The organism is Arthrobacter sp. EM1 (genome assembly GCF_029964055.1).
Taxonomy (GTDB): domain Bacteria; phylum Actinomycetota; class Actinomycetes; order Actinomycetales; family Micrococcaceae; genus Arthrobacter.
This window is the reverse complement of the sequence record NZ_CP124836.1, coordinates 1,007,789-1,023,061: the sequence shown is the minus strand read 5'-3', so window position 1 is coordinate 1,023,061 and position 15,273 is coordinate 1,007,789. Positions and strand designations below refer to the sequence as shown.

The following is a 15,273-nucleotide window of genomic DNA, read 5'->3' as shown; positions in this document are numbered from 1 at the left end:
AGGCGGATCATTAACACAAAGCGACGCCGGACACCTTCCATTTACCTAGGTCAGAGACGATGCCCCCGTGACTGAGCAACAGCAGCAACCCACAAGCACCGTGCTCCCGCAGGATGCCGCCACCCTAAACACGGTCTTCCCGGCCCAGCTTGCAGGGTCCCCCGCCACTCCGCCGGAGCGGACGCTCGTTGACATCCTGCAGGACACGGCCAAACGCTTTCCGGACGCCTCCGCGCTCGATGACGGTCACGAGTCGCTCAGTTATGCGCAGCTTATGGCGGCAGTCCGGGCCCGGGCAAGGGAGCTGCACGCCGCAGGGCTGGGTGCCGGGGACAGGATCGGTGTCCGGATTCCCTCCGGTACCAACCTGCTGTATGTCTCAATCCTGGCCATCATGATGGTCGGGGCGGCGTATGTTCCGGTGGACGCGGACGACCCGGAAGAGCGGGCCAGGCTGGTGTTCGGCGAAGCACGGATCGCCGGGACGCTTCGCGGTGCCGGCGAGATAGTGACGGCACGCCAGCTGCCCCGGCCGTTTCCGGCTCCCCGGCCTCCCGCGCCGGACGACGACGCCTGGGTCATCTTCACCTCGGGGTCCACCGGAACGCCGAAAGGCGTCGGCGTGCAGCATCGTTCCGCCGCGGCATTCGTCGACGCCGAGGCGCGGATCTTTTTGCAGGACGATCCGATTGGCCCCCAGGACCGCGTCCTTGCCGGCCTGTCCGTGGCTTTCGACGCCTCCTGCGAGGAAATGTGGCTAGCCTGGCGGCACGGCGCCTGCCTCGTCCCGGCGCCCCGGGCGTTGGTCCGGACCGGGATGGACCTCGGCCCGTGGCTGATCAGCCACGGCATCACTGTCGTTTCCACAGTACCTACACTGGCCGCGCTCTGGCCGGTGGAGTCCATGGAGAGCGTCCGGCTGCTGATCTTCGGCGGCGAAGCGTGCCCGCCGGAACTGACCGAGAGGCTCGCCGTCGAAGGCCGCGAAGTCTGGAACACCTACGGCCCCACCGAGGCCACCGTTGTCGCCTGCGCCGCTCGATTGGGCGGGCCCGGCCCAATCCGGATCGGCTTGCCGCTGGACGGGTGGGACCTCGCCGTCGTCGACGCTGAAGCCCGGCCGGTGGGTGAAGGCGAGGTTGGCGAACTAATCATTGGCGGCGTCGGCCTGGCCCGTTACCTTGACCCGGCCAAGGACGCTGAGAAATTTGCCCCGATGCCTTCGCTGGGCTGGACGCGGGCCTACCGCTCGGGCGACCTGGTCAGGTACGAAGCGGAGGGGCTGATCTTTCAGGGCCGCGCCGACGAACAGGTCAAGCTAGGCGGGCGCCGGATCGAACTGGGCGAGATCGACTCCGCCCTGCAGGCGTTGCCGGACGTCGCAGGTGCGGCCGCGACGGTGCAGACGACGGCGGCTGGAAACCAGATCCTAGTGGGGTACCTGGCCCCGGCCGGCGGGCGCGACCTCGATCTCACCGCCGCACGTGAGCTCCTCGGCAAGAGCCTGCCGGCCCCCTTGATTCCGCTGCTGACAGTTGTCGATTCGCTGCCCACCAAGACCAGCGGCAAGGTGGACCGGCACGCGCTTCCGTGGCCGCTGGTGGGGGCCGGCGCCGCCGACGCCGCCGCGGCCCCGCTGAACCTGCCCGATGATGCCGGCTGGATCGTGGAGCAGTGGAGTTCCGTCCTGGGCAGCGCCGTGTCCGGCCTGGACGCCGACTTCTTCGCCTACGGCGGCGGGTCCCTCGCTGCCGCGCAGCTTGTCTCGGCCCTGCGCGTGCGCTATCCAACGATCACGGTGGCCGACATCTATGCCACGCCCCGGATCGGGGCTCTCATCGATACTGCACGCCTGTCGCTGCCCGAGGGCGGGGCAGGACCGGCCCCGGAACGCACGGTCCGGCGCACGGCCCGCAAGTCGCAGGTTTTCCAGACACTGATGGGGGTTCCGCTGCACCTCCTGGTCGGCATGCGCTGGCTGACTTATGTGATGGCGGCGAACAATCTGCTCTCCTGGCTCGCCGGCTTCACTGCGGCGCCCACGGTTTCCTGGTGGTGGGTGGGAGCCTCCTGGCTCGTTTTTGTCAGTCCGGCCGGCCGGATGCTGATCTCCGTCGCGGCAGCGCGCCTGCTGCTGCGCAAGGTAGTGCCGGGAGTCTACCCCCGCTCCGGCCGGGTGCACCTGCGCCTGTGGCTGGCCGAGCAGATCCAGGACCTCGCAGGCGCCGTCAGCCTCGCCAGTGCCCCGTGGGTGCCCTATTACGCACGCGCCCTCGGGGCGAAAATCGGCAACAATGTCCAGTTGCACTCGCTGCCTCCGGTCACGGGAATGCTCTCGCTGGGCACCGGTTGCAACGTCGAACCTGAGGTCGATCTGTCCGGCTGGTGGATTGACGGCGACGTAGTCCATATCGGCGCCATCCATATCGGGCCCGGCGCAACTGTCGGTGCACGCAGTACCCTTATGCCCGGTGCCTCGATCGGTGCCGGAGCCCGGGTGGAGCCCGGATCGGCCGTGCTGGGCAAGGTGAAGTCCGGGCAGTTGGTCGCCGGCTCACCCGCGGAGCGGCGGGGCAAAGCCAAACCCTCCTGGCCGGAGGCTCCCGCCGAGCACCCCATAATCGGCAGGCTCTGGTTTGTCGGCTTCGCCACAGCGTCCGCCGTACTGGCCCTGATTCCCGTGATCTCCGCTGCTGCCGCGGCCTTAGTGGTTTATGCCTTCATTCGAGGCGGCGCTTCGTTGACGGCAGCGGTTCCGCAGCTGCTGCTGGCCATTGCGCCGGCGGCCCTCGTCTGGTTCCTGTCCAACCTGCTGCTGATCCTGCTGACCACCCGGCTCCTCAGCCTGGGCCTGGCCGAAGGATATTACCGGGTGCGCAGCAGAATCGGCTGGCAGGTCTGGGCTACCGAGCGGGTCCTGGACCTGGCCCGGGACGTGCTCTTCCCGATCTATGCGAGCCTCTTCACTCCGGTCTGGCTGCGCCTGCTTGGCGCGAAGATCGGCAAGAACGTGGAGGCTTCGACGGTGCTGTTGATCCCGAAGATGACCACTGTGGGCGAGGGAGCCTTCCTGGCCGACGACACGATGGTGGCCTCGTACGAACTCGACGGCGGCTGGTTGCGGATCGCGCCCGCGAAGATCGGCAAACGCTCCTTCCTGGGCAATTCCGGGATGACGGCGGCCGGCCGCAATGTGCCCAAGAACTCCCTGGTTGCCGTGCTGTCAGCGACCCCCGCCAAAGCCAAGGCCGGCACCTCCTGGCTGGGCAGTCCGCCGGTGCGGCTCCGTCGCACCGCCATCGCCTCCGATGACACCCGGACGTACCAGCCGCCGCTCAGGCTCAAGGTCGCCCGGTCGCTCTGGGAACTGTGCCGTTTTGTTCCCGTCGTGGTGACCGTCGCAATCGCGGCCGGCGTTTTCCTCGCCTTCGACTGGCTTGCCTCCGCCACGAATTACGGCATCGCGGCGCTCCTGGGCGGCGTGGTGATTCTCATCGCCGGAGCGGTGGCGGCGGGCAGTGCTGTGGTGGCGAAATGGTTGCTGGTAGGGCGCATCAAACCCGGTGAGCACCCGTTGTGGAGTTCCTTCATCTGGCGCAACGAGGTGGTGGACACGTTCATTGAAATGGTCAGCGCCCCTTGGTTCGCCCGGGCGGCCACCGGGACCCCGGCCCTGGTCTGGTGGCTCCGGGCCCTCGGCGCCAGGATCGGCGCGGGCACCTGGTGCGAAAGCTACTGGCTGCCCGAGGCGGACCTGGTGACCCTGGGCCGGAACACCACGGTTAACCGGGGTTGTGTGGTCCAGACCCATCTGTTCCATGACCGTGTGATGAGCATTGACACTGTTACGCTCGATGACGGGGCAACAATGGGCCCGCACGGAGTCATCCTCCCGCAGGCCCGGATCGGCAAAGGTGGCACCGTAGGCCCGGCATCCCTTGTGATGCGGGGTGAAACTGTCCCTGCCGCGACGTACTGGATGGGCAACCCGGTGAGCCCGTGGGGCGGGCCGGCAGTGGCTGCCCCCAAGCCGAAGTAGCACGCTCCCGCCCGACCCGCACCTGCCAACCCGAAGGCCGTCTAATGAGTTCCAGCCCCCAGAGGTCCACCGCCGCAACCGGCACCGGAGGCGGCCTGCCCGCGGATGATCCGGCGGGCTCTCCTGATCCGTACCTGCCGGGCCATGGCACCAATGCCTACCGCGTCACCCGGTATGAACTCGAACTGGACTACAAGCTCAGCAGCAACCGCCTGAACGGGCGGGCCACTGTGCACGCGGTGACACAACGCGCCACCTCGGCCATTGTGCTGGACCTGACCGGGCTCCGGGCCAGCAAAATCCAGCTCTCCGGTCGGAAGGTCCGCAAGTTCAGCCAGCGCGCCGACCAGCTGGTCATTGTCCCCGACGCCGCCCTGATGCCGGGCGAAGAATTCACTGTGGACGTCCGTTACGAGGGAAACCCCTCCCCCCGCCGGGGCTTATGGGGCGACGTGGGATGGGAAGAACTGACCGATGGTGTGCTGGTGGCTGGCCAGCCGAACGGCGCACCGTCCTGGTTCCCCTGCAACGACCACCCCTTGGACAAGGCCAGCTATCGGATCTCGGTGACCACTGACGCACACTACCGGGCGGTGTGCAACGGGATCCTGGTCGCCCGCACCGGCCGGTCCAGCCGCGAGACCTGGGTCTACGAACAGGCCGAGCCCATGGCCACGTACCTCGCCACGGTTCAGATCGGCCGCTACGAGCTCTTGGCCCTCAACCCGGTCCGCCCGGCATCGCAGGTGCCCCAGCACGTCGCGGTTCCTGCTGAGCTTGCGGACAAGGCACGCGAAGGGCTGAGGAGGCAGCCGGAAATGATGCGTACCTTCATCGATTGCTTCGGCCCCTACCCGTTCGCCGAGTACACGGTAGTGGTGGCCGGGGATGAGCTGGAGATCCCGCTCGAGGCGCAGAGCCTGTCGATTTTCGGCCCCAACCAGCTGGAACAGGACTGGGAGTCGCAGCGGCTCATCGCCCACGAGTTGTCCCACCAGTGGTTCGGCAATTCGCTGACGGCAGCGTCCTGGAAGGACATTTGGCTGCATGAGGGCTTCGCCTGCTATGCCGAATGGATCTGGTCCGAGGAAGCCGGCGTTATGACTGTGGCGCGCCGGGCCGCCGCCGCCTGGCGGAAGCTCAGCACCGGCGCGCAGGACCTGCTCGTGGGCGACCCCGGTCCGGAGCTGATGTTCGATGACCGGGTGTACAAACGCGGGGCCTTGGCGCTGCACGCCCTCCGCCTGCGCTGCGGCGACCTGGCGTTTTTTTCGCTGCTGCATGAGTGGGCGGGGCAGTACCGCCACGGCTCGGTCTCGACGGCGCAGTTCATTCTCACCGCGGACCACGCGACAGGCCTCGACACGGAAGCGCTGCTGCACCCGTGGCTGTACCAGGAAGCGCTGCCGGCACTTCCGGCCGGCGGCCCAAAGTGATCTCCTGGCCCTTTGTTGCTAAGCGGTTCCCGGAACAGCTAGCGCGGCGGCGAATCCCGCAGGCAGGCCCAGTGCAACCGTGTCCAGTTCAATAAGGACAATGCCGTCCCCGGGCTCCGCGAAAGCCTCCACCGTAGCCGGATCGACCCGCAACCCGGTACCGCGTGATTTGAGCAGCGCTTCCTTGCGCGCCCAGGCAGCAGCCCGCCAGCCCGTTGCCTGGTCGGGGGGAAGCGTATTGAGCCGCTCCCGTTCGGCAGGGGTGAGGGCAACGACGTCGAACCCCGGGAACGTCACACCGGAGCTGTGCTCCAGGTCGATGCCGGGACGGACCCCCGGTTCCCGGGTGTGCACTGCTGCCAGCAGGGCCCAGCCGCGGCTGCGCGACAGGCTTAGGTTCAGGCCGGCGGGAAGACCGGCAATCCGGTAGCCTGGCCGGCCATGGTCATTCTCCGGGCCGGTGCCGCAATCAGGGCACACATAGGCGGCCGTTAGTTCTCCGGGGTGCACCGCCAGGATCCCGGCAGCAAAAGCGCGCAACGCGATCCGGCCGGCCACAAAGTCCCGCCGGGTGGGGTCGTCTTTGAGGCCCGCTGCACGGGCGCGTTCTGCTTGATCGAGGAAGGCCACACCGTCCGGTCCGACGTCGGCAAGACGAACGGACCGGACGGTGGCCCCGGCGACGGCGAGTGTTCTTCCGTGCTCTAGCGTTGGACTGCCCCGAAACGCTCGTGCGCAGCTGCCACGGCACCCTCGCGCGCCGCGGACGCCTCCTCGGCTGTCAGCGTGCGGTCAGCGGCACGGAAGCGCAGGCTGAAAGCCAGCGACTTTTTGCCGTCCTCGATGCCCTTGCCCGCGTACACGTCGAAGAGTGCAACGTCTTCAAGCAGCTCGCCGGCTCCCGCGCGCAGAGCCGACTCCACTTCGTCAGCGGGGACCTCCAGCGGCACCACCAGGGCGACGTCCTGGCTCGCCACCGGGAACGTCGACAGGTGCCGGGCGACGATCACGTCGGCGGCAGCCTCAAAGAGGGCATCGGCGTTGAATTCGAGCGCCACCGACCGTGCCGGCATGTCGTGGGCGGCCAGCAGTTTCGGGTGCAGTTCGCCGGCGTAGCCCAGGACCTCCCCGGTGCGGAGCGCCAGTTGCGCGGCCCGTCCCGGGTGGAAGGCCTGGTGCCGGCCCTGGCTAACAACGATTTCGACGCCGAGCACGTCGCCGGCGATCCGGGCGATGTCCACGGCATCGGCCCAGTCCCATACCCGGGGACTGTGGCCGGCGGCAACCGGTGAGTCGTGGCCGGTAAGCACCGCGGCGAGGTACAGCGGCTGGTCCGGCACACCGTTATACAAACCGTCGAGCACTTCATCGCCCGGCCGGACGCCAAGGGGCGGGATCGTGGCGGTGCCGAGTGTGTCACCCGGCAGGAAAACCAGCCCGGCCTCGAACAGGGCCAGGTCGCGGAAGCCGCGCGAATGGTTGCGTTTAGCCACCTCGATCAGGCCCGGCAGGATCGAGGTGCGCAGGTAGCCTTGCTCCTCGCTGATCGGGTTGGCGAGCTTGAGTGCCGTGCGCGGCGCTCCTTCAGTGGCAACGCCAAACGTGTCGTTGGCGGCCTGGGAGACGAACGGGTACGCGAGGACCTCGGTGAGGCCGGCGGCTGCCAGCGCCTGGACGAGGCGCCTGCGTTGCTGCTGGACGCGGGTCAACCCGCGGCCAGGGGGTGCCACGGGCAGTGACGCGGGGATTTTGTCATAGCCGACCAGGCGCGCAATTTCCTCGGTCAGGTCTTCCTTGGTTTCCAGGTCGTTGCGCCAGCTTGGCGCCGTCACCGTGTACCCGCCCTCGTTTTTGACAACAACTGCACCCAGGTCCTCGAGCGAGCTGAGGATCTGTTCCTCGGTGAAGTCGATCCCAATACGTTCCGCGGCGAAAGCCGCTGGCAACTCGACGGCGACGGCGGCGGGTGCGGTGCCGACGTCGGTCCCCTCGGCGACGGCGGTGCCGCCGGCGAGCTCGACCAGGAGGTCAACAACCCGCTGTGCGGCGATGCCGGCCACCTGCCAGTCAACGCCGCGTTCGAAGCGCTTGGAGGCTTCGGACGGGAGCTTGTGGCGGCGGCGGGAGCGTGCGATGGACACTTCGTCGAAGTGCGCAGCCTCCACGAGGACGTTTGTGGTGGCATCGGACACCTCGGTGGCGGCACCGCCCATCACGCCGGCAATGCCGATCGCCCCGGAACCGTCGGTGATCAGGAGGTCCTCGACGTCGAGCGTGCGTTCCTTGCCGTCCAGGGTGGTGATCTTTTCCCCGGCCGCCGCCCGACGGACCACAATGTCACCGGACAGGGTGTCCAGGTCGTAGCAGTGGGTGGGCTGGCCGAGTTCCAGCATGACGTAGTTCGAGACGTCCACCGGCAGCGAGATCGAGCGGATGCCGGCGAGCCGGAGCCTGGAGGTCATCCACGGGGGCGTGGGCTTCGTCGCGTCGACGCCGCGGACGGTGCGGGCCACAAAACGGTCACAGCCGGGCTTACCGTAGATCGGGGCGCCGTCGTTGAGCTGCACGCCGTAACCGCCGGCCAGTTCCGCAGGTGCCTGGACCCTGGCTGCCGGGTCGGTGAAGGTCGTGCCGGTCGCGTGCGCGTACTCGCGGGCCACCCCGCGGAGGGAGAACGCGTAACCGCGGTCCGGGGTGACGTTGATTTCGGCGGCCTGGTCGTAAAGGCCCAGCAGTTCCATGGCGTCGGTGCCAATTTCCGGGTCCAGCCCGATCCGCGAGAGCACCAGGATGCCGTCGTGGTCCTCGCCGATGCCAAGTTCGCGCACCGAAGCGATCATTCCCGCGGAAAGGTGCCCGTAGGTCTTCCGGGCGGAGATGCGGAAGTCGCCGGGCAGCACGGCGCCCGGAAGGGTGACAACGACCTTGTCGCCTGCCACGAAGTTGTGCGCGCCGCAGATGATGCCCTGGACGCCGGCGGGGTCGATGCCCTCGCCTGTCAGGGTCTGCTGCTGGCCTTCGGGGACCACCCGGACCTGGCACCAGTTGATGGTCTTGCCGTTGGTCTGGGGTTCCTTGACGATGCTCAGCACCTGGCCCACCACCACGGGACCCTGCAGGGCATCCGTCGGGCGGTGCACTGCTTCTTCTTCAAAACCGACCTTGACCAGGTCGGCCATCACGTCTTCGGCCGTCGCTCCGGCCGGTACCTGCGCGAATTCACGCAGCCAGGAAAGTGGGATACGCACGTTTAGATCTCCATCCCGAAGTGCTCGCTGAAACGTACGTCGCCTTCGATCATGTCGCGCATGTCGCCGACCTCGTTGCGGAACATCAGGGTCCGCTCGATGCCCATGCCGAAGGCAAAACCTGAATAGATGTCCGGATCGATGCCGGCCGCGCGGAGCACGTTGGGGTTGACCATGCCGCAGCCGCCCCATTCGATCCAGCTGGGGCCGCCTTTGGCCCCCGGGTGCCAGATGTCCAGCTCGGCGGAGGGCTCGGTGAACGGAAAGTAATTCGGGCGCAGCCGGATCTGGGCCTCGTCGCCGAACATCTGGCGCGCGAAGTGCTCCAGGGTGCCGCGGAGGTCCGCCATGCTGAGTTTCCTGTCGATGGCGAGGCCCTCGAACTGGTGGAAGACCGGCGTGTGCGTGGCGTCGAGCTCATCGGTGCGGAACACCTTGCCGGGGCACAGCACGTAGATCGGCAGTTCGCGTTCGAGCATGGAGCGGACCTGCACCGGGGAGGTGTGGGTGCGCATCAGCAGGTGGGCTTCGGGCGGCTCCACAAAAAAGGTGTCCTGCATTTCGCGGGCGGGGTGGTCCGGTTTGAAGTTCAGCGCATCGAAGTTGAACCATTCGGACTCGACCTCGGGGCCTTCGGCGATTTCCCAGCCCATGCCAACGAAGATGTCAGCGACGCGTTCCTGCAGGGTGGACAGCGGGTGGCGTGCACCGGCACGACGGCGGCGCGGAGCGGCCGTGACGTCAACCGTCTCCTCGACCAGGATGCGTGCGTCGTTCTCGGCTTCGAGCTCGGCCGTGCGGTCCGCGAGCGCCTTGTTGACACGTCCGCGGGAGGCACCCATCAGCTTGCCGGCGGCGGCCTTCTGGTCCTTCGGCAGGCCGCCGATTTCACGGTTGGCGAGGCTCAGCGCGGACTTCTCGCCGGTGTGGGCAAGCCGCACGGCTTTGAGTTCATCGAGCGTGGAGGCGGCGGCAATAGCGGCAACGGCCTGGTCTACGGCGGCGGTGATGGCGGCTTCATCCAGGGGATTCGGGACGCCGGCGCCCGGCAAAGTTTCAGTCATCTACTGTTCTTAGCTACGAGTCGGTTCATGCCAACGGGCGCAGGACCTTGTTCAGATGCAGGGACCCGAGCGTTGACAAAGGGCAGGGCCCGCCAAAATCACTCCGGCGGACACTTCCCAACAGTCTAGTTGAACGCACTCAGGTGCCCGAACCTGGGTCCCGGCTAGCATGGCCTTATGACGCCCGGACAACGGCTGCGGCAGCTGGCCAATGTATTGAATGCAACAACCCCGTTGGGCTTGTTGCTCGCTGGCTGCGCCCGCGCCCCGGTCCGCCGTGGACCCCGCGGGCTGCTGCTTGCCACCGGCTACCACTGGCGGCTGCCAATGGCCGGAGCCTTTACGGTCGGCAATGTGGTGCTCTTCCGCGCCGGACCCGGCAACGCCCTCGCCAATCCGGAACTGCTCGGGCACGAGGAGCGCCACAGCACCCAGTACGCGTGCTGCCTGGGCCTGCCTTTCCTGCCGTTGTATTTCCTGGCAGCAGCCTGGTCCCAGCTCCGGACCGGCAACCCCGGCTCGGGTAATGTCTTCGAACGGCACGCCGGGCTGCTGGCCGGCGGCTACCCGGAGCCAACCCAGGCGGCCCCCGAACAGAACGAGGCATAACATGACCGACAGTCCCAGGACCATCTCCGTAACCGGATCCGGCAGCGCGGAAGCCGAACCCGACATGCTTACCCTTTCGATAGGGGTCGAGTGCCGCCGGGAGGGCGTCGGCGCCGCGTACGGCGACGCCGGCCGGGTCCTGGCAGCGATCACGGAGGCACTGCGCTCGTACGGCGTGGCGGACCCGGACATCACCACGTCGGGGCTCAATGTCCGTGCCGAGGTGAACTGGCAGGAGGGCCGGGGCCAGGTCGTGGCCGGCTACCTGGCGTCCAGCGTCCTGAGTGTCCGGCTCAGGGAGCTGGGAACGTCGTCGGCGGTCATCGCCGCGGCCGTATCGGCCGGCGGCAACGATGTCCGGCTCAACGGCCTGGAGCTCGGCTTCGCCGATCCCGCCGGCGTCTACGCCCGCGCCCGTGAGGCCGCCTGGCTGGACGCCCGCACAACGGCCGGGCACTTCGCCTCGCTCGCCGGGACGTCGCTGGGACAGGTCATCTCGCTCACCCAGCAGTCCGGACATGCGGCCCCACTCCCCGGGGCGGCGATGCAGCGGGCCGCCGCGGTGGAATCGCTTACTGTCGAGGCCGGAGAATCGTCCGTCACCGCAACGGTCGGCGTTGTGTGGGAGCTGCACGGCTAAGCCTGCCACGGGCGCAGCGGTGCGGGCCGGCGGCGGTGGACTGCAACGGCGCGCTGGCGTCCGGATACAGCGGGGCTCCTTGACTTAAACTCGAACATACCTTCGAATGGAAACCATGAGATGGGACGCGCAAGCACTTAATCCGGCGTCGGAAGACTGGGCGGCCGCCGGGCAGGGCACAGTTGCCGCCGGCGGGTCCCCGGCCGCCGCCGATGCCCTGCTGCCCCTGCTCGGGCTGGTGCGTTCCGTGACCACCCCCGAATTCGCCGGCGTCACGTTCCATGAGGTCACCGCTAAATCGGTGCTCAACAAAGTGGCCGCCGGTTCCCGAATGCCGTTCGAATGGACCATCAACCCGTACCGTGGCTGCAGCCACGCGTGTGTCTACTGTTTCGCCCGGAAAAGCCACACCTACCTCGATTTCGACGCCGGACTGGACTTTGACAGCCAGGTGGTAGTGAAAATCAACGCCGCGGAGGTCCTGCGCCGGGAATTGGCCAAGCCCTCCTGGGCCCGGCAGCACGTGGCTCTCGGTACCAACACCGATCCCTACCAACGGGCCGAAGGCCGGTACCGGCTGATGCCCGGGATCATAGGTGCCCTCGCCGATTCCGGGACTCCGCTGTCAATCCTGACGAAGGGCACCTTGCTGGCCCGGGACATCCCGCTGCTGAAGCATGCGGCTGCGCAGGTCCCGGTCGGCGTGGGCATCTCACTGGCGATGACGGACGAGCGCCTCGCCGAAGCAGTCGAGCCCGGTACGCCCGGGCCCCGGGCCCGCCTGAAGCTGATTACCCGGCTCCGGGAGGCCGGACTGCCCTGCGGCGTAATGGCTATGCCCATCCTGCCGTGGCTCTCGGACAGCGACGAGGCCCTCGATTCCCTGTTCGCTTCGCTGGCCTCGGCGGGCGCCACCGGAGTCACGGCCGGGGCGCTATACCTCAAGCCCGGCACCCGGGAATGGTTTATGCAGTGGGTCGCCAAGGAACACCCCCAGCTTGCCGGCAGGTACCGCCGGCTCTACGGCACCGGTTCCTACGCCGCCAAGGAGTACCGCGACTGGCTCTCCGGCCGCATTCGGTATTTCAAGGCCAGGCATGGGTTCTCCGGCTCGCAGGGCTTCAGCCACCGGGACCTCAACGACGATCCCGGCAGCCGTGACCCCAGGGACGAGGAAGCGCAGTATCCCGAGGGGAGCCTCCCCGAACCGGCAGCCGTCGCCGCCGGCCAGCGGTCAGCAACGCCGGCTGCACAGGCTACCTTGTTCTAGAGTTCCTTCACGGCGCCCAGGATCCGGGTGAGTGAGTCCTTGGCGTCTCCAAAGAGCAGCGTCGTTTTGGCATCAAAGAGCAGCTCGTTCTCAATCCCGGCGAAACCCGGCCGCATCGAGCGTTTGAGGAACACCACCTGCCCGGCCAGCGAAACCTCCAGGATGGGCATCCCGTAGATCGGCGCCCCGGGCGTGGATTTGGCGGCAGGGTTAACAACGTCGTTAGCGCCCACAACCAGGGCGACGTCGGTGTTCGGGAACTCCGGGTTGGCTTCTGCCAGCTCTTTTAACGCCTCGTATGGAACGTTTGCTTCCGCGAGCAACACATTCATGTGGCCCGGCATCCGCCCGGCCACCGGGTGGATGGCAAAAACCACTTCAACGCCGCGGGCCGCCAGGGCCGTGGCAAGCTCGGCGATCGTGTGTTGGCCCTGGGCGACGGCGAGTCCGTAGCCGGGCACGATCACGACCCGCTGGGCGTAGCCAAGCTGGACCGCGACGTCTTCGGGCGAGGACGAGCGCACCGGGCGGTCGCTCTGCACTGTGGATCCCGCCGTCGACCCGCCCCGGAAGGCCCCGAATATAATGCCGGCGACGCCCCGGCCCATCGCGGCGGCCATCGCCTTGGTCAGCAGGGTGCCGCTGGCCCCCACCAGGGTGCCGGCCACCACCAGCAGGACGTTGCCAAGCACAATGCCGGATGCTGCAACCGCGAGGCCGGTAAAGGCGTTCAGCAACGAAATGACTATTGGCACGTCGGCCCCGCCGACGGGCAGCACCAGCAGGAGTCCCCCGGCCAGGCCCACTGCCAGCAGCGCGGCCGCCCAGCCGGTTGAACCCGAACCGACCACAAGGGTGCCGGCGGTGACGGCGCCCAGCACCACGGCGCCCATCACCACCGGCATACCCGGGAACAGCAGCGGACGGGTGCTGATCAGCTCCTGGAGCTTGCCCACAGTCACGGCTGAGCCGGCAAAAGACACAGCGCCGATCAACATGGTGAAGACCACGGCCACCCGCACCCAGTAATCGCCGCTGTGGCCCAGTTCCAGCACTGCCACCAGCGCAGCAGCTCCGCCGCCGACGCCGTTGAACAAGGCCACCAGTTGCGGCATGTGGGTCATCTGCACCCGCCGGGCCACCGGAACGGCGATGGCAGACCCGACGGCGATGGCGGCGAGGATCAGCGGGATGTTTGCCAGTTTCGCGGAAAGAAAGACCGTGGCGACGGCCACGAAGGCGCCGGCCGCTCCAATCGTGTTGCCTCGACGCGCGGTCCGCGGTGAGCTGAGGCCCTTCAGCGCAAGAATGAAACACACCGCGGCCGCCAGGTAAAACAGGGAGGTCCACATCGGGCTGAGGACGCTCATGGGCCGTCCCGCCGCGGACGGTCGCTGCGCCGGACAGGTTTCCGGCTGCCGAACATTTCGAGCATCCGGTCCGTTACCACAAATCCGCCGACCAAATTGGACGTTGCCAGCACCACAGCGAGGAGTGCAACCATAAGCAGCCAGGGGTCGTCCGCCTGGCCGGCCACGATGATGGCGCCAACCAGGATGATGCCATGGATGGCGTTGGCGCCGGACATCAGCGGAGTATGCAGCTTGCTGGTGACCTTCGACACAACTTCGAACCCAACAAAGACGGCGAGCACCACTACCGTCAGCAGGGTGACCGGATCCATCATCTGAGTGCCTCCAGCGCGCCGGCGGTGGCGGCGTGCCGGACGGCCCCGCCGTGGGTGAGGCAGGCGCCGGCGACAACTTCGTCGTCGAAATCCGGAACAACTTTTCCCTCTGTGGTCATCAGGGCCAGCAGGTTCGCGACGTTTTGGGCGAAAAGCCGGGAAGCATCGGAGGGCATCGAGGAAGCCGCGTCCTGCAGGCCCACCAGCGTAACGGAACCGCCGTCCACCGGGATCTGGAGGTCCTGCCCGGCGATGACTCCTTCGACGTTCCCGCCGGATTCCGCCGCAAGGTCAACAACGACCGAACCGGCCCGCATGGCTCCCACCATTTCTGTAGTTACCAGCAAAGGAGCTGCGCGGCCGGGGATGGCGGCGGTAGTGATGAGGATATCCGCCGCCCCGACGTGCGGGGCCAGCAGGGCGCGCTGGCGTATGGCCCGGTCCTCGCCCAGCTCACGGGCGTAGCCGCCACCGCCGTCCGCGGCGTCAAGATCGAGCTGGATGAAGGTGCCACCCATCGAGGCGACTTCTTCCGCTGAGGCGGCCCGGATGTCGTTGGCCGAAACCCTGGCCCCAAGGCGTTTAGCCGTACCAATGGCCTGCAGCCCGGCGACTCCGGCCCCCAGAACCAGGACCCTGGCGGGCGGGATCGTCCCCGCCGCGGTCATGTACAACGGAAAGAAGCGGGGATAGCGCACCGCGGCCTCGAGCACCGCCCGGTAGCCGGAGACCAGCGCCTGGGAACTGAGCGCGTCCATCGACTGGGCCCGGGAGATGCGCGGCACCAGTTCCAGCGCAAACGAGGTCACCCCGGCGCCCGCGAGGGCGTCCACTCCGGGCAGTTCCGACCCCGGAGAGGCGAAGCCAATAGTCACCGTGCCCGGGCGGAGTTCCCGGGCTGTCTCCGGTTCAAGCGGCCGGACGTGCAGCAAGACATCCAGTGATGCTGCCGTCAGCTCCGGAACAATTGACGCTCCCGCCGCGGCGTAGGCGGCATTGCCGTACCCGGCCGCGGTACCGGCCTGGCTCTCCACCACCAGATCGAGGCCAAGATCCATTAGCTGGCGCACGGTCTCCGGCGTCGCGGCAACCCGTCGCTCCCCCGTGCGTTGTTCCCGCCTGACACCCACCAGCACTGGCAACTCCTCTCGAATGGCTTCAGAGTAGGCACACGCTTCACCCTTTGGCGAGGGGCGGGCTCCGCAGGCGGGGATCGGCGGCGCGTCACCCGCAGCTCACCTGGACGGTTTTCAGGGCCTCCATGTCACGTCCGGTGCGCC

The 15,273-nt window shown here is 67.7% G+C and carries 11 protein-coding genes; 5 read left to right on the top strand and 6 right to left on the bottom strand.

Going from position 1 to position 15,273, the window contains the following annotated elements; all coding sequences use genetic code 11:
* Nucleotides 1-100 precede the first annotated feature (100 nt).
* Both QI450_RS04545 and QI450_RS04540 read left to right on the top strand, forming a co-directional pair.
* On the top strand, nucleotides 101-4,039 hold the full coding sequence (locus QI450_RS04545) for a Pls/PosA family non-ribosomal peptide synthetase (protein WP_226774734.1): 3,939 nt from the start codon (nucleotides 101-103) through the stop codon (nucleotides 4,037-4,039).
* 44 nt (nucleotides 4,040-4,083) lie between these two features.
* Nucleotides 4,084-5,475, top strand: a complete 1,392-nt coding sequence (locus QI450_RS04540; RefSeq protein WP_226774723.1) for a M1 family metallopeptidase — start codon at nucleotides 4,084-4,086, stop codon at nucleotides 5,473-5,475.
* An 18-nt stretch (nucleotides 5,476-5,493) separates the two neighbouring features.
* Here QI450_RS04540 and QI450_RS04535 read toward each other — a convergent pair whose 3' ends face one another.
* From QI450_RS04535 to pheS, 3 genes are all read right to left on the bottom strand, one after another.
* On the bottom strand, nucleotides 5,494-6,105 hold the full coding sequence (locus QI450_RS04535; protein ID WP_226774724.1) for a 4'-phosphopantetheinyl transferase superfamily protein: 612 nt from the start codon (nucleotides 6,103-6,105) through the stop codon (nucleotides 5,494-5,496).
* A gap of 74 nt (nucleotides 6,106-6,179) precedes the next feature.
* Nucleotides 6,180-8,723: a phenylalanine--tRNA ligase subunit beta gene (pheT, locus tag QI450_RS04530; RefSeq protein ID WP_226774725.1), complete on the bottom strand. Its 2,544-nt coding sequence runs from the start codon at nucleotides 8,721-8,723 to the stop codon at nucleotides 6,180-6,182.
* Nucleotides 8,724-8,725: 2 nt separating this feature from the next.
* The gene (gene pheS, locus QI450_RS04525; protein ID WP_226774726.1) at nucleotides 8,726-9,787 is read right to left on the bottom strand and encodes a phenylalanine--tRNA ligase subunit alpha; all 1,062 of its coding nucleotides are present in this window, start codon (nucleotides 9,785-9,787) and stop codon (nucleotides 8,726-8,728) included.
* Between the two features lie 177 nt (nucleotides 9,788-9,964).
* Between pheS and QI450_RS04520 the strand changes: the two genes are divergently transcribed.
* The 3 genes from QI450_RS04520 (at nucleotide 9,965) to QI450_RS04510 (ending at nucleotide 12,306) form a co-directional block, all read left to right on the top strand.
* Entirely contained in the window at nucleotides 9,965-10,396 is a 432-nt protein-coding gene (locus QI450_RS04520) for a hypothetical protein (protein ID WP_226774727.1), read from the top strand.
* Nucleotide 10,397: 1 nt separating this feature from the next.
* On the top strand, nucleotides 10,398-11,036 hold the full coding sequence (locus QI450_RS04515) for an SIMPL domain-containing protein (RefSeq protein ID WP_226774728.1): 639 nt from the start codon (nucleotides 10,398-10,400) through the stop codon (nucleotides 11,034-11,036).
* A gap of 115 nt (nucleotides 11,037-11,151) precedes the next feature.
* A complete protein-coding gene (locus QI450_RS04510; protein ID WP_226774735.1) occupies nucleotides 11,152-12,306 on the top strand; it encodes an Rv2578c family radical SAM protein in 1,155 nt (384 codons plus the stop codon).
* On the opposite strand, the gene QI450_RS04505 is transcribed toward QI450_RS04510, so the two are convergent.
* Genes QI450_RS04505 through QI450_RS04495 form a run of 3 tightly spaced genes read right to left on the bottom strand, consistent with a single transcriptional unit; the run spans nucleotide 12,303 to nucleotide 15,129 of the window.
* A complete protein-coding gene (locus QI450_RS04505) occupies nucleotides 12,303-13,676 on the bottom strand; it encodes an NAD(P)(+) transhydrogenase (Re/Si-specific) subunit beta (protein ID WP_226774729.1) in 1,374 nt (457 codons plus the stop codon). The genes QI450_RS04510 and QI450_RS04505 overlap by 4 nt on opposite strands.
* Entirely contained in the window at nucleotides 13,673-13,990 is a 318-nt protein-coding gene (locus tag QI450_RS04500) for an NAD(P) transhydrogenase subunit alpha (RefSeq protein WP_226774736.1), read from the bottom strand. Before QI450_RS04500 ends, QI450_RS04505 begins: the two co-directional genes overlap by 4 nt.
* Nucleotides 13,990-15,129: a Re/Si-specific NAD(P)(+) transhydrogenase subunit alpha gene (locus tag QI450_RS04495; protein WP_226774730.1), complete on the bottom strand. Its 1,140-nt coding sequence runs from the start codon at nucleotides 15,127-15,129 to the stop codon at nucleotides 13,990-13,992. Before QI450_RS04495 ends, QI450_RS04500 begins: the two co-directional genes overlap by 1 nt.
* Nucleotides 15,130-15,273: the final 144 nt, after the last annotated feature.

Coding starts and splice junctions, on each gene's coding strand:
- QI450_RS04540 (WP_226774723.1), top strand. CDS start 4,084: ATGAGTTCCAGCCCCCAGAGGTCCACCGCCGCAACCGGCACCGGAGGC.
- pheS (WP_226774726.1), bottom strand. CDS start 9,787: ATGACTGAAACTTTGCCGGGCGCCGGCGTCCCGAATCCCCTGGATGAA.
- QI450_RS04520 (WP_226774727.1), top strand. CDS start 9,965: ATGACGCCCGGACAACGGCTGCGGCAGCTGGCCAATGTATTGAATGCA.
- QI450_RS04515 (WP_226774728.1), top strand. CDS start 10,398: ATGACCGACAGTCCCAGGACCATCTCCGTAACCGGATCCGGCAGCGCG.
- QI450_RS04510 (WP_226774735.1), top strand. CDS start 11,152: ATGAGATGGGACGCGCAAGCACTTAATCCGGCGTCGGAAGACTGGGCG.
- QI450_RS04505 (WP_226774729.1), bottom strand. CDS start 13,676: ATGAGCGTCCTCAGCCCGATGTGGACCTCCCTGTTTTACCTGGCGGCC.
- QI450_RS04500 (WP_226774736.1), bottom strand. CDS start 13,990: ATGGATCCGGTCACCCTGCTGACGGTAGTGGTGCTCGCCGTCTTTGTT.